Source organism: Acidovorax sp. Root402 (assembly GCF_001425125.1).
In the GTDB taxonomy this organism is placed as follows: domain Bacteria; phylum Pseudomonadota; class Gammaproteobacteria; order Burkholderiales; family Burkholderiaceae_C; genus Acidovorax; species Acidovorax delafieldii.
The window spans coordinates 553568-574502 of sequence record NZ_LMDQ01000001.1; the positions used below are offsets into that span (position 1 = coordinate 553568).

The 20935-nt window shown below is 64.6% G+C and carries 20 protein-coding genes; 7 read left to right on the plus strand and 13 right to left on the minus strand.

What is annotated here, in order from left to right:
• The first annotated feature begins 56 nt into the window (after positions 1–56).
• Positions 57–1124 carry a hypothetical protein gene (locus ASC83_RS23790; protein ID WP_140426278.1) on the plus strand — a complete coding sequence of 356 codons (1068 nt, stop codon included), beginning with the start codon at positions 57–59 and terminating at the stop codon, positions 1122–1124.
• Here ASC83_RS23790 and ASC83_RS23795 read toward each other — a convergent pair.
• The 7 genes from ASC83_RS23795 to ASC83_RS02530 all read right to left on the minus strand — a co-directional run bounded on the left by ASC83_RS23795 (position 1099) and on the right by ASC83_RS02530 (position 8432).
• Positions 1099–1956 (minus strand): hypothetical protein, encoded by an 858-nt coding sequence (locus tag ASC83_RS23795; RefSeq protein ID WP_369816931.1) that lies wholly within the window; start codon positions 1954–1956, stop codon positions 1099–1101. The genes ASC83_RS23790 and ASC83_RS23795 overlap by 26 nt on opposite strands.
• Positions 1957–2323: 367 nt before the next feature.
• The gene (locus ASC83_RS02505) at positions 2324–2938 is read right to left on the minus strand and encodes a hypothetical protein (RefSeq protein WP_056057432.1); all 615 of its coding nucleotides are present in this window, start codon (positions 2936–2938) and stop codon (positions 2324–2326) included.
• 1 nt (position 2939) lies between these two features.
• Entirely contained in the window at positions 2940–3302 is a 363-nt protein-coding gene (locus tag ASC83_RS02510; RefSeq protein ID WP_225580994.1) for a response regulator, read from the minus strand.
• Between the two features lie 23 nt (positions 3303–3325).
• Positions 3326–4972 (minus strand): diguanylate cyclase, encoded by a 1647-nt coding sequence (locus ASC83_RS02515; protein ID WP_056057438.1) that lies wholly within the window; start codon positions 4970–4972, stop codon positions 3326–3328.
• A complete protein-coding gene (locus tag ASC83_RS02520) occupies positions 4953–5501 on the minus strand; it encodes a molybdopterin-dependent oxidoreductase (protein ID WP_143227300.1) in 549 nt (182 codons plus the stop codon). The genes ASC83_RS02515 and ASC83_RS02520 overlap by 20 nt, the downstream gene beginning before the upstream one ends.
• 193 nt (positions 5502–5694) lie before the next feature.
• The gene (locus ASC83_RS02525; RefSeq protein ID WP_056057444.1) at positions 5695–7602 is read right to left on the minus strand and encodes a GspE/PulE family protein; all 1908 of its coding nucleotides are present in this window, start codon (positions 7600–7602) and stop codon (positions 5695–5697) included.
• A 26-nt stretch (positions 7603–7628) separates the two neighbouring features.
• Positions 7629–8432: an exodeoxyribonuclease III gene (locus ASC83_RS02530; protein WP_056057754.1), complete on the minus strand. Its 804-nt coding sequence runs from the start codon at positions 8430–8432 to the stop codon at positions 7629–7631.
• A gap of 10 nt (positions 8433–8442) precedes the next feature.
• On the opposite strand from ASC83_RS02530, the gene pyrE reads away from it, so the two are divergent.
• Together pyrE and ASC83_RS02540 are read left to right on the plus strand one after the other, a co-directional pair.
• Positions 8443–9141, plus strand: a complete 699-nt coding sequence (gene pyrE / locus ASC83_RS02535; protein ID WP_056057447.1) for an orotate phosphoribosyltransferase — start codon at positions 8443–8445, stop codon at positions 9139–9141.
• Positions 9142–9167: 26 nt separating this feature from the next.
• Complete coding sequence (locus tag ASC83_RS02540; protein ID WP_056057449.1) at positions 9168–9845, plus strand: DUF4124 domain-containing protein; 678 nt, start codon at positions 9168–9170, stop codon at positions 9843–9845.
• Positions 9846–9974: 129 nt separating this feature from the next.
• Here ASC83_RS02540 and gatB read toward each other — a convergent pair whose 3' ends face one another.
• The 3 genes from gatB to gatC are packed head-to-tail and all read right to left on the minus strand — an operon-like array spanning position 9975 to position 13230.
• Entirely contained in the window at positions 9975–11423 is a 1449-nt protein-coding gene (gatB, locus tag ASC83_RS02545) for an Asp-tRNA(Asn)/Glu-tRNA(Gln) amidotransferase subunit GatB (RefSeq protein ID WP_056057453.1), read from the minus strand.
• Position 11424: 1 nt separating this feature from the next.
• Entirely contained in the window at positions 11425–12918 is a 1494-nt protein-coding gene (gatA, locus tag ASC83_RS02550) for an Asp-tRNA(Asn)/Glu-tRNA(Gln) amidotransferase subunit GatA (protein ID WP_056057455.1), read from the minus strand.
• A 12-nt stretch (positions 12919–12930) separates the two neighbouring features.
• Entirely contained in the window at positions 12931–13230 is a 300-nt protein-coding gene (gene gatC / locus ASC83_RS02555; protein WP_008907365.1) for an Asp-tRNA(Asn)/Glu-tRNA(Gln) amidotransferase subunit GatC, read from the minus strand.
• 207 nt (positions 13231–13437) lie between these two features.
• Between gatC and ASC83_RS02560 the strand changes: the two genes are divergently transcribed.
• The 4 genes from ASC83_RS02560 to mrdA all read left to right on the plus strand — a co-directional run bounded on the left by ASC83_RS02560 (position 13438) and on the right by mrdA (position 18221).
• Positions 13438–14481, plus strand: a complete 1044-nt coding sequence (locus ASC83_RS02560; protein ID WP_008907364.1) for a rod shape-determining protein — start codon at positions 13438–13440, stop codon at positions 14479–14481.
• Between the two features lie 132 nt (positions 14482–14613).
• Positions 14614–15537, plus strand: a complete 924-nt coding sequence (gene mreC, locus ASC83_RS02565; protein WP_056057457.1) for a rod shape-determining protein MreC — start codon at positions 14614–14616, stop codon at positions 15535–15537.
• 43 nt (positions 15538–15580) lie between these two features.
• Complete coding sequence (gene mreD, locus ASC83_RS02570; RefSeq protein ID WP_056057460.1) at positions 15581–16099, plus strand: rod shape-determining protein MreD; 519 nt, start codon at positions 15581–15583, stop codon at positions 16097–16099.
• 181 nt (positions 16100–16280) lie between these two features.
• Positions 16281–18221, plus strand: coding sequence for a penicillin-binding protein 2 (mrdA, locus tag ASC83_RS02575; RefSeq protein ID WP_056057463.1), 1941 nt, complete (start codon positions 16281–16283; stop codon positions 18219–18221).
• Positions 18222–18306: 85 nt separating this feature from the next.
• On the opposite strand, the gene ASC83_RS02580 is transcribed toward mrdA, so the two are convergent.
• The 3 genes from ASC83_RS02580 to ASC83_RS02590 all read right to left on the minus strand — a co-directional run bounded on the left by ASC83_RS02580 (position 18307) and on the right by ASC83_RS02590 (position 20815).
• Positions 18307–19194, minus strand: coding sequence for a DMT family transporter (locus ASC83_RS02580; RefSeq protein WP_056057465.1), 888 nt, complete (start codon positions 19192–19194; stop codon positions 18307–18309).
• A gap of 89 nt (positions 19195–19283) precedes the next feature.
• Positions 19284–20036 carry an amino acid ABC transporter ATP-binding protein gene (locus ASC83_RS02585; RefSeq protein WP_056057470.1) on the minus strand — a complete coding sequence of 251 codons (753 nt, stop codon included), beginning with the start codon at positions 20034–20036 and terminating at the stop codon, positions 19284–19286.
• Positions 20033–20815, minus strand: coding sequence for an amino acid ABC transporter permease (locus ASC83_RS02590; protein WP_056057473.1), 783 nt, complete (start codon positions 20813–20815; stop codon positions 20033–20035). Before ASC83_RS02590 ends, ASC83_RS02585 begins: the two co-directional genes overlap by 4 nt.
• Positions 20816–20935: the final 120 nt, after the last annotated feature.

Below are 20935 nucleotides of genomic sequence, written 5' to 3' on the forward strand. Positions count from 1 at the left end.
TCTGTATTGGAGGGCACAACAAGTACGATTTGCCAAATTTCTACTCTAGTCCTCCTATGAAAGATACGTTCGAATTGTCATTAATTGACTTTTGCGCGCTCTCTAAGACCCCTCTGAAGCGCAACCGAGCAGGGAAATCCCGGGGTCCAGCGGACGCACTACGGACCGTTTGTTGGTATAGGTATCTGGCGTCTGAAACGCCGGGGATCTCTGCTTATGCTTTGGGAAAGCTTGCCGAGCCGAGCGCGTACAAAGTTGATGTAAGTGACAAAAATCGAATTCACATGCATTCAAACAAATGGATTCGATACTCGAGGGGCACGGCGGTACCTCAAAGTGCACTCGTCGCGCGCTCAGACGAGAAATTTCCAGGCTCAGCAGCATTGATCAACCACCCTGTGTGGTTGTTGATAGACCGGCAGTATTCTTCGCTGGGTCAACTCGCAAGAGTTAAAACCTCCTTTGCGCCCAAGGTACAGCTTGAAATTGATGCGGCTAGATCGCCTTCTCAGTGGACGTCGCCCGACTTTGCAATCCTGTATGTCAGGAAACTGGTTATTTTGGAGCCGCTTGATGCATTAGGCGCGATCGCCTACCTACTATGGCAGGCAAAGTTGCGCGTTGACACTTCTGCTCAGGCGGGCTGGGTACGCTGCCTGTATGGCGCGATGCTGGTCCATGGCGCCGATCTTCGGTCCCTTGGTATTGCATTGCCCATGCTCGAACTGTTTAAGCAGAATTTGCTGGACTCAGTAAGGCACGACGGCAACCGGTTGGATTACCCTTCAAATCTTTATTTGGTTAGTATTGAATTACTCGATCGCTTTTATGTGGAGTGTCGGTCAGAGTATGGAGGGAGTCAGCGTGAATTTCTATATGATGCTTGCGTCATAAGGCATGGATATGCACCTGCTGTTATTACTTGGGCGATCTCAGTGCCACTAGACGAGTGCAGTTCGGTTGCCAGCATCGAAGCATGTGAAACGCATCAGAGAATTTTTTCGTGGGCGCTATCTGCTCTGTCCAAAAAGGAGCGTGTGATGGATTTGTCGGCTGACACGATAATTGATCTATTTCCTCTTGTATTTGAAATGGGCACTAATTCGCAGCGAGCCGATTCTTGATATGTGTTGGGAGTTGCTCCCACGCGAAAGCATATGCCATCAAGTTTACTCTATGGTTCATAAAATGGTAGCCTTCGAGGGCAAGCTTCAAATAGCCAATTGGACCGCCACTGCGAAATATGACGGAAAAATCTGATGGATTGATGATTTGCATCCAGTCCAGGAATTTCTGAACTAATGAATTTGGGTTTGTTTTTAATTCATTGGCAATCATTCTTATTGAAATTCTCCTGCACCGAAGCTTCATTTCCGGTGCATCACCATTAAGTAATCTTTTTAGAATATCATTGAGAACTTTGAATGCGTATGCATGGTTGTGGAGAGAGTTGCTGCTTATCGGGGAAGGTGCCGTGCGGCAAGTGGGACAGGTCTGAAAAGCGCCGTCCCATCTGAAGGGTTCGGCTTTACACTTACACCCTTCCCAAAGTTCCAAGCCGTGAGTGTCACAATGACGCTCGTTCGCTAACTGATGAGCTAATCGTTGATAAACATGCCCGTGCGTTCTCAGGTCGTCGATAACGCATTGTTGGCAGAGCCGTGGTCTTTCCGAAACGTATCCTACGTAGCCGGTCGTTCGAAGCTTGGTCTGGCTCACGGTTCGATTGCCTGAGATCAGGTTGTGACGGATCTCTTCTTCAAGTTGACTGCTATATAGGCATGTGAATACTGGAAAGAGGGTGTGCTCTTGAAGTAAGGTTGTTGGGGCGATGGCGTCATCCAGCACGATGCTGCAGAAGTCGCGTGCTCTGTACCCCAGAAAAAGATGATTGGTGCTTGGAGGTCGCCCGACGACAGCCCTCGGTCCAGAACGCATGGAAGCGAATCTTCCCATTCGAACCGATGCTTCGTAGAGGGAGTACAACGTGGCCCCTCTGGGGAAAGACGGAATCACTTCAAAAGTAACGAGATTTGAAAATATGTTTACTGCTTAACAGTGCCAAGGCCTCGCACCCCGAGAATTTTTTCATTCTTTATGAGCAGCTTGCGCTATTAAAAGGCGTTCTTTTCATAGAGAGCACTTTTAAAAGTTTGTTCAGCGCTACCCAGGCAGTAAACCCATCGCCCATCGGGCCAGGGCTGCTTTCTCCAAGGGGGCGATAGCGGGCTGGCGCGGCGGCGGCAGGGCCGGAAGGCAACAGCCGCGAGTTTCGCACAGGGCCTGTGCAGCGCCCGCCGTCCCTTGGCGGCCGCTTGGCGCCTCAGTCTGCGTCCACAGGCCGGCCCAGCAGCCGGTTCACGGCGGTGCGCAGGCCCTCGAGCGACGTGGTGTTGAGCACGAACACCACAAAGCCCTCGATCTGGCTGCTCAGCAGCTCAAAGCGGATGTGCAGGAACACCACCAGGTGGTTCTGGATGCGGGTGCCCAGGATGGTGCGGCTGTCGCCCATGTCGAACCGTGGCGGGCTCAGTTCGAACTCGTGGCCCAGCAGGTCGGACAAGGCGGCGATGCAGGCGTTGAGCATCACGTTGCCCACCTCGGTCAGCGCATCCTGCTCGATGGCGCTCAGGTCTTCGCTGGGCACGTTCTGCCCGGCGACGATGCGCACGATCTCCAGGCTGCGGTGGCCTGGAAAGATCAGCAGGGCATCGCCGTTGAGCACGCCGCGAAACGGCTGGCGCACGCCATACATGGGGTGGCCCTGGGCGCCCAGTTGCTGCGCCGCCTCGCTCACGGTGAACACGCTGACATGCGGCACCGACAGCAGCACCTCGTCGCGCAGCAGGCTGCCCATGGCGGCGGCGGCCTTGCCCACGCCGATGTTGAAGATCTCGCTCAGTGCATCGATCTGTTCGGCGTCTAGCTGGATGGGCATGTCAGGCTCCTGCGAGGGCGATGAGCTGTTGGGCGGCTTGGGCGGTGATGGGCTTGGCAATGAACACCATACCCGCTTCCTCGATGCGCTCCTGCACGGCGTTCTGCACATTGGCCGTGAGGATGGCAATGGGCACCCGGGGCAGCAACTGGCGCAACGCCAGTGCGGCATCCAGGCCGTTCATGCCGTGCATGTTGAAGTCCATGGAAACCAGGTCCACGGGGTTCTCGCGCGCCAGCTGCAAGGCTTCTTCGCCGCTGCTGGCGTGCACGATGGTCCAGTCGGGGTGGGCCTGTTGCACCAGGCCCTGCAGGATCAGGCGGGACATGCGGCTGTCATCCACAATCAAAAGGCGCAGGCTCATGGTTGTTGTGTCGTTGGTTAAGGTCAGAGTGCGGGGTGCGCCGCCTCGTGGGTCAGCACCCGGTTGCGGCCGGCGGCCTTGGCGCGGTAGAGCGCCGCGTCGGCATCGGCCATCAGCGGCTCGATGCCTGTGTGGTGGCGCTCGCTGGAAGCCATGCCGATGGAAATGGTGAACGTGACCGGGTGCCCTGCAGGCGACGCCAGGCCCAGCTGTGCGATGGCGCCCCGGATGCGCTCGGCCACCTGGCGTGCGCTGTCGGCGCTGGCATGGGGCAGCAGCGCGGCAAATTCCTCCCCGCCCAGGCGGCCGAGCAGGTCGGCCTCGCGCAGGGCCTGGCCGATGGCCTCGGCACAGGCGCGGATGGCGGTGTCGCCCATCTGGTGGCCGTACCGGTCATTGATGCGCTTGAAGTGGTCGATGTCGATCATCAGCACGGTGCAAGGTTGTCCATGGCGGCGGCAGTGGTCGAACAGGGCGGTGCTGCGCTCCATGAAGGCCCGGCGGTTCAGCAGGCCACTGAGCGCATCGCGCGTGGCCAGTTCGCGCAGCTGGGCCTCCAGGGCCTTGTGGGTGCTGATGTCAAAGCCCCACAGCAGGTGTGCCAGCTGGCCCTCGACGTCGATGAGGCGGGCCGACAGTGAACTCCAGCGCGGGGCATGGGTGCCGATCTGCGCCTCCATGGCATCGACCTGCCCGTACTGGTCCAGGGTCTGCATGAAGCGCTGGCGTGTGTCGGGGTCGTGCAGCAGGTCGGGCAGAAACAGGGTCTGAGGAGCGGTTTTGAGCCCCAGGCGCTCGGTCAGCCGGTGGTTGATGAAATGCACGCGACCGCTCTCGACCTCGGCCAGCAGCACGTCGCTGGGGCTGGTGTCCAGGATGAAGCCCAGCAGCGCGCGGCTTTCTTCGAGCTTGCGCGTGCGCCGGGCCACGCGGTCTTCCAGCTCCCGGTTGGTTTGCGCCAGCTGCCGCGATGCGGCTTTGGCGGCGCGTGCGTCCTGCACCAGCCGGGCAATCAGCAGCGTGGTGCCCACGAGCAGAGCGCTCAGCACCACGCTGAGCACGATGAAGCGCTGGTGCAACTGCTGGCGCGCCTGGTCTGTCTGCTGGGTGCTGAACAGGTGCACGGTGGCCACCGCCTGGCGCAGGCGCTCCAGCAGCGCGTCGGACTGGCGGGTGATGTCTTCGGCCACGCGCAGCGCCTGGGTGGGTGCGGCCGTCGCCTGCGTGCGCCGCGCCGCGGTGCTGCCGGGCTCGTTGGCGCTGCCGCTGGCCTGCGACGACCAGCGCTCCACCTGAGTGCGCAACCCGTCCAGGCCCTGTGCGGTGTCCGGCAGTGCCTCGCGCAGCTGGGTGCTCACGCGCGGTCCGCGACCGCTGGTGTCGAGGGTGCTGTACAGCACGTCCAGCCGGTCGACCAGGTCTTGCGCGCTGGCCTCCCGGGCCCGCAGCTGGCGCGCCAGCAGACTCACCCGCGCCAGTTCGTTGTGTACGCTGGCGATGTACCAGAGGTCGTTTTGCTGGTGGGGCTGCGCAAGGTCCTGGGCCTGGCGCAGCGTCCACCACAGGGCCGCAGAGGTGCCCAAAGCCATGGCCACCACCAGGGCCAGCAGCCGGTGGGTGGTACGTGTGTTGCTGGCGGCGGGCTGCTGCTTAGCGGATGGAGACAGCATGGACCTGCCAGATGGTGCGGTTGACGTAGTCCTGGCCCTGCTGCAGAGCGGGGTGGGCATCAAACGGGTAGATCAGGATCAGTGGCCCCTTGTCGCGGATGCCCATGCGCTGGCCGTCGCGCCGGTAGGCCAGCACGGGGTTGTAGCGAAGCAGGTCGCTCCAGGGGATCACGACGGCATAGTCGTTCAGGGCCATCAGCACGATGCGGCTGCGTTCGCCGCCCCCGAGCTGCTCCACCAGGTGGCGCAGCGGCACACCGGTCCAGCGGTGTGTACCCGCCATGCCCAGCGCGGGAGGCAGGGCGGTGGTGATGTCTAGCGCTGGCAGTCGCTCCAGGGCCTGCAGGTCGCAGGCCTGCGCCTGACCGTCGCCGGCAGGCTGCAGTTGCAGCACGCTGCGGCCCTGGGGGGCTGGGCACAGCGGGGCGGGGTGGGCCCACAGCGGCAGGCACAGGCTCAAAGGTCCGAGCAGGGCCACCAGGGTAGCGTCTGTGCGGGCCCGTAGGGCAGCCAGGAATCGGAACAACATCGTCACCACTTTCACATCCAGCCAGCGCGCAGGGGACTGGAATGGCTCCAGGTGCGGCAGCTGGCACGGCTTGACTATGCCCGTGAAAGCAGGAAAACCGACTGCCGTCCAACGGAAAATTGCCGCGAGATGGGTGGTTTTGACAATTGTTGACGGTTTTTGGGGGCTTGTGGGTGACTGCCGGGGCTGAAGGCTACAGGTTGGTCGCCGCCACCACCTCACTCATGTCGGTCAGGCCCTGCAACACCTTTTCGATGCCGTCCTGGCGCAGGGTGAGCATGCCGGCGGTGAGCGCAGAGTGTCGGATGTCCGAAGCCGGGGCCCGGTGGCGGATGTGCTGGCGAATGGCTTCGTCACTCATCATCAGCTCGTGGATGCCCAGGCGACCGTGGTAGCCGTGGCCTTCGCATTTGGCGCACCCCACGGGGCGCCACATCCGCAGCTCGCCCTGGGCGCCGCCGTATTGCTGGCGCCAGCGTCCGATCTGCGCCTGGCGCGCCTCGGCGGTATTGTGGGTGCCACTCTCCAGGTACTGCGACGCCAGGCCCGCCAGCATGTCGTCGTCGGCCACACGCGGCTCGCGGCAGGCGGTGCACAGGCGCCGCACCAGGCGCTGCGCCAGGATGGCCAGCAGCGAGTCCGAGAAGTTGAAGGGGTCGAGGCCAATTTCGAGCAGGCGCGCAATGCTCTCGGGCGCGGAGTTGGTGTGCAGGGTGGACAGCACCAGGTGCCCGGTGAGCGAGGCCTCGATGGCGATGCGCGCCGTCTCCTCGTCGCGCATCTCGCCGATCATGATCACGTCCGGATCAGCGCGCAAAAAGGTGCGCATGGCGGCGGCAAAGGTCCAGCCGATGCGTGGGTTCACCTGCACCTGGCGCAGGCCCTCCTGCGTGATCTCGATGGGGTCTTCGGCCGTCCAGATCTTGCGGCCTGCGGTGTTGATGTCGCGCACCACCGAGTGCAGCGTGGTCGTCTTGCCGCAGCCCGTGGGGCCACACACCAGCACCAGGCCATAGCTTTTTTGCACCACCGCGCGCAGCGCCAGCAGGTTGGGCTGGCTCAGGCCGATGTTCTCCAGCGGCAGGGGCTTGGCGCCTGCCAGCAGGCGCAGCACCACGTCCTCCAGTCCGCGCGAGGTGGGCACCGTGACCACCCGCAGCTCCACCGGCGGGCCGCCAAAGCGGGCAAAGTCGATCTTGCCGTCCTGCGGTTTGCGGTGCTCCGAGATGTCCATGCTGGCCATGATCTTGATGCGTGCCACCATCGCAAAGCGGTAGCGCGCGGGCAGCTCCAGGTAGGGCACCAGGTCGCCATCGATGCGCAGGCGCACGCGCACGTTGTGCGGGGCGGGCTCGGTCTCGATGTGGATGTCCGACGCACGGTGGCTGATGGCTTCGTCAATCACCGAGTTGATGAGCCGCACCAGGGTGTTGTCCGACTCGCTGATCACGTCGGCCTGCTCGGTGTCTGCGTCTGGCGACGCAGTGGCCAGGTTGGTCAGCAACTCCTGCGAGGTGGCGCGTGCGCCGGCTGCCGCGCCGCCCGCGTCGGCAGGGCGGGTGCGGTAGGCCTTGTGGATGGCGGGCATCAGCGTGCCGGGCGCTGCGCGCAGCGGGATCAGCCGCCGCTGGGTCAGAAAGCGGATCTCGTCGATCAGCACGCGGTCCCAGGGGTCCGCCATCAGCAGCACCAGCGCGTCCTCGCGTGCGATCAGGGGCAGCACGGATTCGCGCTCGGCCACGGCACGGGGGATGAGTGCCAGGGCCGGCGCTTCCGGCGTGATGTCGCCGGGGTGCACGGTGTATTCACCCAGCCAGGTGGCAATCACGCTGCGCAACTGGTCCTGGGTGAGTGCCCCCCGGTCCACCAGGATCTGGCCGATGGGCCGCTGCACGCCATTGCCGCGCTCCTCCTGCTGCGCCTGCAGGCCTTCTGCCAGGTCCGGCGTGGACAGCAGCCCCGCGTGGACCAGCGCCTCGCCCAGGTGCCGGGCCTTGCCCACCGTGGGGTGGGGGGTGGAGATCTGACGCCACAGCGCCTCGGCGCTCTGGGGGCGAAAACTGTGGGCGGGAGGCGGGGCGGAGGTGCTGGCGTCGGTCATCGGGGGCAGAGGGGCTGGGGCAGGGCTCAAAGGGTCAGTGCGTAGTCCACCGTGATGGGTGCGTGGTCCGAGAACTTTTCGCCCTTGTAGATATGTTCAGCACGCGCCAGCGCCGCGATCGCAGGGGTGGCCAGGTGGTAGTCCAGCCGCCAACCCACGTTGTTGGCATAGGCCTGGCCGCGATTGCTCCACCAGGTGTAGGCGGTGTCGGTGGCGGTAGGTTGTAACTGACGGTAAACGTCTATGATGCCGCCGCCTTCATCAGTTGTGTGCAACAACTTTGTCATCCAGGCGCGTTCTTCGGGCAAAAAACCACTGTTCTTCTGGTTGCTGCGCCAGTTTTTGAGGTCGATTTGCTGGTGCGCAATGTTGATGTCGCCACACAGGATGAAGTCGCGCTCGGCCTTCAGGCGCATGAGGTGGGGGTGGAACTCCGCCAGAAAGCGGAATTTGGCCTGTTGCCGCTCTTCGCCCGACGAGCCGCTGGGAAAGTACGCACTGATGATCGACAGCTTGCGGGCGGGCGTGTCAAAACGCAGCTCGACGTATCGGCCTTCTGCATCGAACTCGGTCGATCCATAGCCAATGACTACATCCGACGGCACGTGCCGCGTGTAGATGCCGACGCCCGAATAGCCCTTTTTCTGGGCAAAGTGGAAGTGCCCCTGCAGGTCGGCCAGGCGCTCGAAGCGGTTGGCCATGTCGGCGGCCTGGGCCTTGACTTCCTGCACACAAATACAATCCGGCCGCGTGGCTGCCATCCAGCTTTCCACGCCTTTGCTGGTGGCCGAGCGGATGCCATTGAGATTGAGGCTGGTTAACTTGAACAAGGATTTCCCCATGGTGGATGTTGGCGTGCAAACCCCCGAACAGGGCCAGCTGGCGCAGGATTTCGTCCGTTTTGCCGTCGAGTCGGGCGTGCTGCGGTTTGGCGAATTCAAGACCAAAGCCGGGCGCCTGAGCCCCTATTTTTTCAACGCCGGACTGTTTGACGACGGCCGCAAGATCGGCCGGCTCGCGGAATTCTATGCAAAAGCCCTGCTGGCCAGCGGCATCGAATTCGACATGGTGTTTGGCCCCGCGTACAAAGGCATTCCGCTGGCTGCCACCGTGGCGGTGGAGCTGGCGCGCCTGGGCCGCAACGTGCCCTTTGCCTACAACCGCAAGGAGGCCAAGGACCACGGCGAAGGTGGGACCCTGGTGGGTGCGCCCCTTAAGGGCCGGGTGCTCATCGTGGACGATGTGATGTCGGCCGGCACGGCCGCTCGCGAGTCCATCGCCATCATCCGCGCCGCCGGTGCCACGCCCCATGCAGTGGCCATTGCGCTGGACCGCCAGGAGAAAGCCACCGAGAATGGCCAGGACGTGGACCACAGCGCGGTGCAGTACGTGCGCAACCAACTGGGCATGCAGGTGTGTGCCATTTCACGGCTGGCAGACTTATTGCTCTTTCTTGAGAAAAATGGGGAAGAGGGGATGCGTTCCCACCACGAAAAGGTGCTGGCCTACCGCCAGCGTTATGGCGTCAACGAGGGGTAGATGGTTTGAGCAAATCGGCGTGGATCATGGGCGGGGTTCTGTTGGCCACCCTGGGCGCTGATTGGGCGCGGGCGCAAGCCCCCGGGACATCCGGCGGCATCTACACCTGCGTGGACCGCAATGGCCGGCGCCTGACGGCCGACCGTCCGATCGCGGAATGCCTGGACCGCGAGCAGCGGGAACTTGGGCCCTCGGGCATCGTACGGCGGCAAATTGGCCCCTCGCTGACCGAGCAGGAACGCGCCGCGCAAGAGGCGCAGCGCCGCAAAGAGGCCGAAGCCCGTGCCCGCGAGCTGGAAGAACGCCGCCGCGAGCGCGCGCTGACGGCCCGCTATCCCGACAAGGCCACGCACGATGTGGAGCGCGCTGCGGCCATTCAGCTCGTCGATGACGTGACCGCCACCGCCGAAAAGCGCCTGGTCGAACTGGCCCAGCAGCGCAAAGCCTTCGATGTGGAGATGGAGTTCTACAAGAAGGACCCCAACAAAGCCCCCATGGCGCTGCGCCGCAAGATTGCCGAGAACGAAGACAGCATTGCCGAGCAGCAGCGCTTCATTGCCGGGCAGGACCAGGAAAAGCGCCGCGTGCACCAGCGCTTTGACGTGGAGCTGGCCCAGCTGCGCAAGCTGTGGGATGCGCAGCGCATGCCGCTGCCGGGCACAACGCCTGCCAGCGACGCCTCCGCTCCAGCCGCCACGCGGTGAGGGCCGCGCGGGCGGGGCGCAATTCCATTGCCCTTGGCCTGCGACGTCCGCCACCCCATTGAGAAGATCCAAACAACAAAGGGCCTCGCGGCCCTTTGTTGTTGGTTTTGTTGCCAGTCGGCGTGCGCGTCAGCCCGCAAGCTTGGCGCGCAACCGTTCGTTGACCTGCGTCGGATTGGCCTTGCCCTTGCTGGCCTTCATGATCTGGCCGACCAGCGCGTTGAAGGCCTTGTCCTTGCCCGCGCGGAACTGCGCCACGTTGTCGGGGTTGGCGGCAATCACCTCGTCGATGATCTTCTCCAGCGCGCCGGAGTCGTTCATCTGCTTGAGGCCCTTGGATTCGATGACGGCGTCCACGTCGCTCGACTCCCCGGTCCACAGCGCATCAAACACCTGCTTGGCGGCGTTGTTGGAGATCGTGCCGTCGGCAATGCGGCCGATCAATGCGGCCAGCTGCGCTGCAGTCACAGGAGCTTGCTCGATACCGGTCTCCGCCATATTCAGGCGGCGCGACACCTCTCCCATGATCCAGTTACTGGCCAGCTTGGGCTGGCTGCAGGCTTTGGCGGCAGCTTCAAAGTATGCCGCCATGGCCTTGCTCTGCGTGAGCGTGGTGGCGTCGTACTCGGGCAGGCCATAGTCCGCCACAAAACGGGCGGCCATGGTGCGAGGCAATTCAGCCATCTGCGCTCGTTCATCCTGCACCCACTGCTCTGAAATGTGTAGTGGAGGCAGGTCGGGGTCTGGAAAGTAGCGGTAGTCCGCCGCGTCTTCCTTGGTGCGCATCGCGCGGGTTTCGCCCGTGTCGGGGTCGAACAGCACGGTGGCTTGCTGGATTGCATGACCGTCTTCGATCTGCTCGATCTGCCAGCGGATTTCGTAGTCGATGGCCTGCTGCATGAACTTGAACGAGTTCAGGTTCTTGATCTCGCGGCGCGTGCCCAATTCGGCGCCGGGCTTGCGCACCGACACGTTGGCGTCGCAGCGGAAGCTGCCTTCCTGCATGTTGCCGTCGCAGATGCCGATCCAGGTGACGATCTTGTGCAGCTCCTTCGCGTAGGCCACGGCCTCTTCGGACGAGCGCATGTCGGGTTCGGTCACGATCTCCAGGAGCGGCGTGCCCGCGCGGTTCAGGTCGATACCACTCTGGCCGATGAAGTCTTCATGCAGCGATTTGCCTGCGTCTTCTTCGAGGTGGGCGCGCACCAGGCGCACGGTCTTCTTCTCGTCGCCCAGAAAGAACTCGACCTCGCCGCCCTGCACCACCGGGATCTCGAACTGGCTGATCTGGTAACCCTTGGGCAGATCGGGGTAGAAGTAGTTCTTGCGCGCGAAAACGCTCACGGGCGCAATGTGGGAGCCGAGGGCCAGTCCCAATTTGATAGCGCAGGCCACGGCTTCGCGGTTCATCACCGGCAAGGTGCCGGGCAGGGCCAGGTCCACGGCGCACGCCTGGGTGTTGGGCTCGGCGCCAAAGGCGGTGGGAGCGCGGCTGAAGATCTTGCTCTGGGTGGCGAGCTGGGTGTGGGTTTCGAAGCCGATGACAACTTCGTAGCCATGGATCAGTTTGGCGGTCATGTCAGAAGCCCTCCGGACGGCGGAGGTGGAAGTCGGTGGCTTGCTGCAGGCGGTGCGCAGCGTTCAGAAGGCGGGCTTCCTGGAAGTAGTTGCCCAGCAGCTGCAGGCCGACGGGCATGCCGCCCTCGCCAAAACCGGCGGGCACGCTCATGCCGGGCAGGCCGGCCAGCGAGCCGGGCAGGGTGAAGATGTCGGCCAGGTAGTCTGCCAGCGGGTCGTTGCCGTGGTCGCCCAGCTTCCAGGCCACCGTGGGGGCCACGGGTCCGGCGATGACGTCACAGCTCTTGAACGCGTTCTGGAAGTCGTCGGCGATCATGCGGCGGATCTTCTGCGCCTGCAGGTAGTAGGCGTCGTAGTAGCCATGGCTCAGCACATAGGCACCGATCATGATGCGGCGCTTGACCTCGTCGCCAAAACCTTCGGCGCGGGTCTTCTTGTACATGTCCACCAGGTCGGTGTAGTCCTTGGCGCGGTGGCCAAACTTCACGCCGTCAAAGCGGGAGAGGTTGGACGACGCCTCGGCCGGAGCAATGATGTAGTAGACCGGAATGGACAGCTGCGTGCGCGGCAGGCTGATGGGCACGAGCTTGGCGCCGAGCTTCTCGTATTCCTTCAGGGCACCATCTACGGCGGCGCGCACGTCGGGCGCCAGGCCTTCGCCAAAGAACTCGGCGGGGATGCCGATGCGCAGGCCGTCGATGCTGTCGTTGAGCTTGGCGCTGAAATTCTCGGCGGGCACGTCCAGGCTGGTGGAGTCGCGGTCCGGGTCCGGGCCGCACATGGCGGACAGCAACAGTGCGCAGTCTTCGGCCGAGCGGGCCATGGGGCCGGCCTGGTCGAGGCTGGAGGCAAACGCGATCATCCCGTAACGGCTGGCGCGGCCATAGGTGGGCTTGATGCCGGTGATGCCACAGAACGACGCGGGCTGGCGGATGGAGCCGCCGGTGTCGGTGCCGGTGACGGCCGGGGCCAGGCGCGCGGCCACGGCCACAGCGCTGCCGCCGGACGAGCCGCCCGGGATACGGTCTGTGGCCCAGGGGTTGCGCACCGGGGCGGGGGCGTCAAAGCCCACGGGGGCGACGGCGGAGTTCTCGTTGGCCGAGCCCATGGCGAACTCGTCGCAGTTGAGCTTGCCCAGCGTCACGGCGCCCGCGTCGGCCAGCTTGGTGACCACGGTGGCATCAAAGGGCGACTGGTAGCCCGCGAGCATCTTCGAGCCTGCGGTGCCGGGGAAACCTTTGGTGACAAAGATGTCCTTGTGCGCAATTGGCACGCCCGCCAGCGGGCCGGCGGTGCCTGCGGCGATGGCTGCGTCTTGCGCGCCGGCCTGGGCCAGGGTGATGTCCGGGTTCACGGCCACGTAGGCGCCCAGGTTCTGGTGGGCCTGTGCGCGGGCGAGGAAATGCTGGGCGGCCTCGACGGCCGAGACGCGGCGCTCGCGCAGCTCGGTGGCCAGCTGGGCCACGCCCAGGTCATGCAATGCGGTGGAAGTCATGCGGCGGGGCTCTTACTCGATCACTTTGGGCACGAGGAACAGGCCTCGTTCGACGGCGGGGGCGCTTTGCTGGTTGGCTTCGCGCTGGTTGGGCTCGCTGGCCACGTCCTCGCGCAGCCGCAGGGCCACGTCCTGGATAGCTGCGACGGGGTGGGCCAGGGGCGTGACGCCCGAGGTATCCACAGCCCGCATCTGTTCCACGATGTCAAAGAAGCCGTTGAGCTGAGTGAGCATGCGCTCACTTTCGGAGGGCGTCAGCTCAAGCCGCGCCAAGTTGGCAATGCGGCCGATGTCCTGGGGGGTCAGTGCCATAGGGAGGAGAATCTAGAGAAACCAGAAGTAAAGCTGTGATCCGGGCTGCGCCGGAGGGAGTTATTCACAGGGGATGGGGTATTATCCCGGCTTTGCCGCAAAGCTCCTGGAATGGGAGTCAATTGCGTGAAAAAAGCCCATAAACACCCCCCTGAATACCTGGCGATGGCAGGCCGACGCGCATGCCGTGCCCGAGAGGATTTTTGAATGTTCGGAGCTTTCCGTCGGTATTTCTCCACCGACCTGGCCATTGACCTTGGCACAGCCAACACCCTCATCTTCGCCCGCGACAAAGGCATCGTGCTCGACGAGCCCTCCGTTGTCGCCATCCGCCACGAAGGCGGGCCCCATGGCAAGAAAGTCATCCAGGCCGTAGGCCACGAGGCCAAGGCCATGCTGGGCAAGGTGCCCGGCAACATCGAAGCCATCCGCCCGATGAAGGACGGCGTGATCGCCGACTTCGTGATCACCGAGCAGATGATCAAGCAGTTCATCAAGATGGTGCACCCGCGCACGCTGTTCACCCCCAGCCCGCGCATCATCATCTGCGTGCCCTGCGGCTCCACCCAGGTCGAGCGCCGCGCCATCAAGGATGCGGCCGAGGCCGCGGGCGCCACGGCGGTCTACCTGATCGAAGAGCCCATGGCCGCCGGTATTGGCGCGGGCCTGCCGGTGTCGGAAGCCAGCGGCTCCATGGTCGTGGACATCGGCGGCGGCACCACCGAAGTCGGCGTGATCTCGCTGGGCGGCATGGTCTACAAGGGCAGTGTGCGCGTCGGTGGCGACAAGTTCGACGAAGCCATCATCAGCTACATCCGCCGCAACTACGGCATGCTGATCGGCGAGCCCACCGCCGAAGCCATCAAGAAGAACATCGGCTCGGCCTTCCCGGGCTCCGAAGTGCGCGAGATGGAAGTCAAGGGCCGCAATCTGTCCGAAGGCGTGCCACGCAGCTTCACCATTTCTTCTAACGAAGTGCTGGAAGCCCTGACCGACCCGCTGAACCAGATCGTCTCGGCCGTGAAGAACGCGCTGGAACAAACCCCCCCCGAGCTGGGCGCCGACATTGCCGACCGCGGCATGATGCTCACCGGCGGCGGCGCGCTGCTGCGCGACCTGGACCGCCTGCTGGCCGAAGAAACCGGCCTGCCCGTGCTGGTGGCCGAAGACCCGCTGACTTGCGTGGTGCGCGGCTGCGGTATCGCCCTGGAGCGCATGGACCGCCTGGGCAGCATTTTCACGAGCGAGTAAGTCGGCAGGCCTGTATGCTGCAGGCACTTTTTTTGCGCTCTGAATTGCATGACTGCACCTGCTCCAATGCTTGTTTCTGAGCACCCGCCCGTGGAGCCCGCTCCCCGCGGCAGATCCTGACCGCTGCGCACCATGCCCTTGGGTACTCTGGAGCGCAGCGCTCCCCCTTTCTTCAAACAGGGCCCTTCGGCCCTGTCGCGTTTGGCCGTGTTCAGTGCGCTGGCGCTGTTCCTCATGGTGGCCGACGCACGCTTTCAGATTACCGGCCCCTTCCGTCAGGCCGTGGCCACGGTGCTGTACCCGGTGCAGTGGCTCATGCTGCAGCCGGTGGAGCTCGCCAGCCACGGGCGCAGCTATTTCCAGTCGTTGCAAACCGCGCAAGAAGACCTGGATGCCGCCCGCAAGAAGATGACCGTGATGGGCCAGCGCGCCAACCAGGCCGACCAGCTGGCCATGGAAAACCAGCGGCTGCGCAAACTGCTGGAGCTGCGCGACCGGCTCCAGACCCCCGCACAGGCGGCCGAAGTCATCTACGACACCGCAGACCCCTACACGCGCCGTGTGGTGCTGGACCGGGGGCAGCTGGGCGGCGTGGAGCTGGGCGCTCCGGTGATGGACGAGGCCGGTGTGCTGGGCCAGGTCACCCGCGTGTTTCCGCTGGTCAGCGAAGTCACGTTGCTGGTGGACCGTGACCAGGCGATTCCGGTGCTGAACATCCGCACCGGCGTGCGCGGCGTGGCCTATGGCGACCCGGTGGCGGGCCATGGTGGTGGCATGGAGCTGCGCTTCATGCCCGCCAACGCGGACATCCGCGAAGACGACCTGCTGACCACCAGCGGCGTGGACGGCCTGTATGCGCCGGGCCTGCCCGTGGCGCGCGTGGTGAAGGTGGAGCGCCGTGCCGACTCCGCGTTTGCGCGCATCTACTGCGTGCCTTTGGCGCAGGTGCAGGGTGCGCGCCATGTGGTGGTGCTCAAGCCCCTGGCCGACAACGAATTGCCCCGCCCGGATGCGGCCCCCGCCGCGCCCGCGAACAAACGCGGGGGCCGCAAATGAGCCGCCGCCTTGCCCCGATGACCCCGACACAAGGAGGCCCGCGATGATCATGCCGCGGGGTGAGCCCCTGCTGATGCCGGTGAACCCGGTGTTCATCTGGGCCAGTCTGGCTGCGGGTCTGGCCATCAACATGCTGCCGCTGGGCCGCGTGGTGTGGATGCCTGATCTGCTGATGGTGTTGCTGGTGTTCTGGGGCGTGCACCAGCCGCTGCGCATTGGCATGGGGGCGGCCTTCGTGCTGGGCCTGTGCATGGACGTGAGCCAGTCTGCGCTGCTGGGCCAGCATGCGCTGTCCTACACCGTGCTGTCGTTCGGAGCTATCGCCATCCACCGCCGTTTGCTGTGGTTCAGTGTGCCGTCGCAGGCGCTGCAGGTGTTTCCGCTGTTTGCCGTTGCCCATGCCATCGAGCTGCTGCTGCGCATGGCGGCGGGCGGAATTTTCCCGGGGTTCTGGAGCTTTCTGGCCCCGTTCCTGGAGGCGCTGCTGTGGCCCCTGGCCAGCTGGGTGCTGCTGGCGCCCCAGCGCCGCCCGCCCGACAAAGACCAGAACCGGCCGTTGTGAACATGAGGCAACAACCCCCTGAGCGGCAGCGCTGCCTCACCCCTCTCTCGCAGCGCTGCGCACTGCGGGAAGGGCTGCGGCGCGCTCGCGGCGGGGCGACCCTTGCTAGGCGTCCCCTGGCCTGGGCCGCGCCAGTCACACAGGCAGCCAGCTTCTGGGCCGTGGTTTCAGGGGTGAGGCCATGACCGAGGTGCGCAGCAGCGAAGCCGACGCCTCGCGGTTCCGGGTGCGCGCCTTGGTGGTGGGCCTGGTGGTGATGGCGGCGTTCTGCCTGGTCGCGGCGCGCCTGGTGTACCTGCAGGTGGTGCGCCATGAGGACCTGGCAGCCCAGGCGGAGAGCAACCGCACGGCCGTGGTGCCCATCGTGCCCAACCGGGGGCTCATCCTGGACCGCAACGGCGTGGTGCTGGCCACCAACTATTCGGCCTACACGCTGGAGATCACGCCCTCGCGTGCCGGCGTGCTGGACGAGACCATCGATGCCCTGGCCAAGGTGGTGGACATCCAGGCGCGTGACCGCCGCCGCTTCAAGCGGCTCATGGAAGAGTCGCGCAACTTCGAATCCCTGCCCATCCGCACCCGCCTGACGGATCAGGAGGTGGCGCGTTTCACCGCCCAGCGCTACCGCTTTCCGGGTGTGGACATCAAGGCGCGGCTGTTTCGCAACTACCCGCTGGGCGACGTGGCCAGCCATGCGATTGGCTACATCGGACGCATCAACCAGACCGAGAAGGCCCGCATCCAGGACTCGGAGGACGAGGCCAACTACCGGGGCACGGAGTACATCGGCAAGCTCGGCATCGAGCACAGTTTTGAGTCGGCCCTGCATGGCGCGACAGGTGTGGAGCAGATGGAAACCTCGGCGGGTGGCCGTGCCGTGCGCAAGCTCTCCAGCCACGCCGCCACCCCCGGCGACAGCGTGATGCTGTCCATCGACATCAAGCTGCAAAAACTCATCGAAGAGCTGTATGGCAGCCGCCGCGGAGCGCTGGTGGCGATCGACCCGCGCAATGGCGAGATCCTGGCGCTGGTGAGCAAGCCCACCTTCGACCCCAATCTGTTTGTCGAAGGCATTGACGCCGAAAACTGGGCCGCGCTCAATGAGTCCATCGACAAGCCGCTGCTCAACCGCGCCCTGCGCGGCACCTACCCGCCCGGCTCCACCTACAAGCCCTTCATGGCGCTGGCGGCGTTGCAGCTGAACAAGCGCTCGCCCAGCCTGGTGGTGAACGACCCCGGCTTCTACACCTTCGGCGGCCACACCTTCCGCAGCCACGAGGGCGGGCTGGGGGGCGTGGACATGCACCGTGCCATCCAGTTCTCCAGCAACACCTACTTTTATTCGCTGGCCGTGGACATGGGTGTGGATGCCATCCACGACTTCATGAAGCCGCTGGGTTTCGGCCAGTCCACGGGCATCGACCTCAACGGCGAAGTGCGGGGCACGCTGCCCAGCACCGAGTGGAAGCGCAACACCTACAAACGCGCCGACATGAAACGCTGGTTCCCGGGCGAAACGGTGTCGCTGGGCATTGGGCAGGGCTACAACAACTTCACGATGCTGCAGCTGGCACTGGCCGAGGCCACGCTGGCCAATGGGGGCATCCGCTATCGCCCCCACATGGCCAAGGCGGTGAAGAATGCGGTCACCGGCGCCATCACCGAGATCGTGCAGCCCCCTGGCATCAACCTGGGCTACCAGGCCAAAAACGTGGAGCTGGTGCGCAATGCCCTGGTGGCGGTGAACAAGGGCGGCACAGGCACGCGGGTGTTCATGGGCGCGCCCTACACCTCGGCCGGCAAGACGGGCACCGCCCAGGCCGTGACCATGGGCCAGAACGTGAAGTACAACGCCAAGGCGCTGGAGGAGCACCAGCGCGATCACTCGCTGTTTGCGGCCTTTGCCCCGGCCGAGAACCCCACCATCGCCCTGGCCGCCATTGTGGAGAACGCAGGCTTTGGTGCTGCCCACGCCGCTCCGATTGCGCGGCGCGTGTTTGACTATTGGCTGCTGGGCGAGTACCCCAGCGAAGAAGACATCGCCGCCGTGCAAAAGGGCCTGGCCAGTGCGCCCATGGGCAAGCCCCGCAAGGCCAGCGAGGTGCCGTTGGTCGCTCCTTGATCCGGCACTGGGTTGCTCTCAAATTGATAGCTATTGACGCGGTATCGACTAGCGCTACAAGCTGTTTTTGCTTCAAAAGCGCCTGCTAGGCACCGGCAGCGCGCGGTGACGGCTGAAGCTGGCTGAACACCAGCGCCGCCACAATCAGCGCCGCCCCGCTCAGCCCGGCCCAGCCCAGCTGCTCGCCCAGCAACATCCACGCCGTGAGTGCGGCAAACACCGGCTCCAGCCCGAACACAATAGCGCTGCGCATGGCGTCCACGCGCTGCTGGCCCCAGGCCTGCAGCGTCACCACCACCACGCTGGCCAGCAGGCCCAGGTACAGCAAGGCCAGCAAGGCGTCCACCGGCAGCTGGGCGGCAGAGTGCAGCCACTCCATGTTGCCGCTTTGCACCAGCAACAGCGCAGTGGAGGCCAGTGCCATCACTGTGGCCTGCGCGGCGGCCATGCGGGTGGCACGCAGGGGCTGTGCGGCCGTGCGGCGCGCGCATTCCTCCAGCGCCAGGATGTACAGCGCATAGAACACGGTGCTGGCCAGCGTCAGCGTATCGCCCAGGTTCCAGGGCTCGTTCTCGTGGAACATCAGCGCCATGCCTGCCAGCGCCATCACGCAGGCGCCCCACAGGCGCCAGCCGTAGCGCCGCCCCAGCGCTGCCATGGCGATCAGCGGCACCACCAGCACGTTGAGCCCGGTGACAAAGGCATTGCGGTTGCTGCTGGTGCGTGCAAGGCCCTCGATCTGCAGCCAGAACGCCAGGAACAGCAGCAACCCCAGCGCGCAGCCCCAGCGCCGCTCGTGGCGCAGCATGCCGCGCCACAGCGGCGCCAGCACCAGCAGTGCGATCACAAACCGCAGCCAGATGATCTGCAGTGCGTCGAGGTGCGCCGAGAGCAGTTTCATCGCCGGGAAGGTGGTGCCCCACACCACGGTCACAGCCAGCAGGGCCATCAGGCCCCAGCGTTCAGTACGCATCGACAAATTCCTAAATACCAAAAAAGAAAAAAGGGCCGCCGGTTGCCCGGCGGCCTCTGCGTTGCAGTGCAGTCCGGTGCGGACGGGGCTCAGTGGCTGACCTGGCCCAGGAACGCGCGGATGCGGTCGTTGGCCGGGTTGCTGAAGAACTCCTGCGGCGGCGCATCGTGCGCGATGCGACCCTGGTCGAAGAACATGACCCGGTCTGCCACCTCGCGCGCAAAGCCCATTTCGTGGGTAACCACGATCATGGTCATGCCGCCACGGGCCAGGCCGCGCATCACGTCCAGCACTTCCTTGACCATCTCGGGGTCCAGCGCCGAGGTGGGCTCGTCGAACAGCATCACCTTGGGTTGCATGGCCAGTGCGCGGGCAATGGCCACCCGCTGCTGCTGCCCGCCCGACAGCTGCCAGGGGTACTTGTGCGCATGGTCCTGCATGCCCACGCGGCGCAGCAGCTGCATGGCCTCGTCGTTGGCCTGGGTGCGCGGGGTGCGGCGAATGCGGCGGGGCGCCAGCGTCACGTTGTCCAGCACGCTCATGTGGCCGAACAGGTTGAACTGCTGGAACACCATGCCCACCTCGCAGCGCTGGCGCTGCAGGGTGGTGAGGTCGTCGCACACCTCCACGCCATCGATGGTGATGCGCCCGCTGTCGTGGGGCTCCAGGCGATTGATGGCGCGCAGCAGCGTGCTCTTGCCCGAGCCCGAGGCGCCAATGATCACCGTCACCTCGCCGGTGTGGAACACGGTGGACACGTCCTTGAGCACCTGGTGCGCGCCAAACGACTTGCACACGCGCTCGGCCACGATGTAGGGCTTGGGTGGAACGTTGGAGTTCATTGGTTGCGGCCCTCCACGTCAAAGCGGTACTCGACGGCGTTGGAGATCTGTGTGACCAGTGTGGTCAGCAGCAGGTAGGTGATGGCCACCGTGGTCAGCGTGGCGATGGGCTGGAACGTGGCCGACTGGATGCGGTTGCCCACGTTGGTCAGCTCCACCACGCCGATGGCGTAGGCCAGCGAAGAGTCCTTGAGCAGCGCCACAAAGTTGCTCACCAGCGGCGGCAACGAGATCTTGAACGCCTGCGGAAACACCACGTCCATGAACACATGCATGCGGCCCAGGCCCAGCGCCCGGGCGGCCTCGGTCTGCCCGCGTGGCACGGCCAGCAGGCCCGCGCGCAGGGCTTCGGCGTTGTAGGCGCCCACATTGAGTCCCAACGCCACGACGGCGGCGGCAAAGTCGGGCAGGTTCAGCCCTGGCACCAGCACCGGCAGCGCAAAGTACACAAACAGGATCTGCACCAAGAGCGGTGTGCCGCGAATCGCCCAGATGTACACGCCAGCAATCCAGCGCACGGGCGTCCAGCGGGCGGTGCGGGCCAGCGCCGCAGCTGTGCCCAGCACCAGGCCCACGGCACCGCTGACCAGCGTGAGCCACAGCGTGGTGCGCGCACCTTCAGAAAACGCCTGGGCATTGGGGCCGATGGGGTCAGGGAAGAACGACAGCAATTGGCCCAGCAACGAGAGGGCCAGCACCATCACCACCAGTGCAGCGACCAGCGTGGCATTGCTGCGCTGCTGTCGGGACCAGCTTTGTGGCCAAAGAGCGAGAAGCATGGATCAGACGACCAGAAGGTCTTGGTTGGAAATCGGACTGGGGCAGGGCGATCATGCGCCCGCCACCAGAAACGGCAAAGGGTGCGCAGCTGGCCCGAGCCCTCTGCGCACCCCATGTGC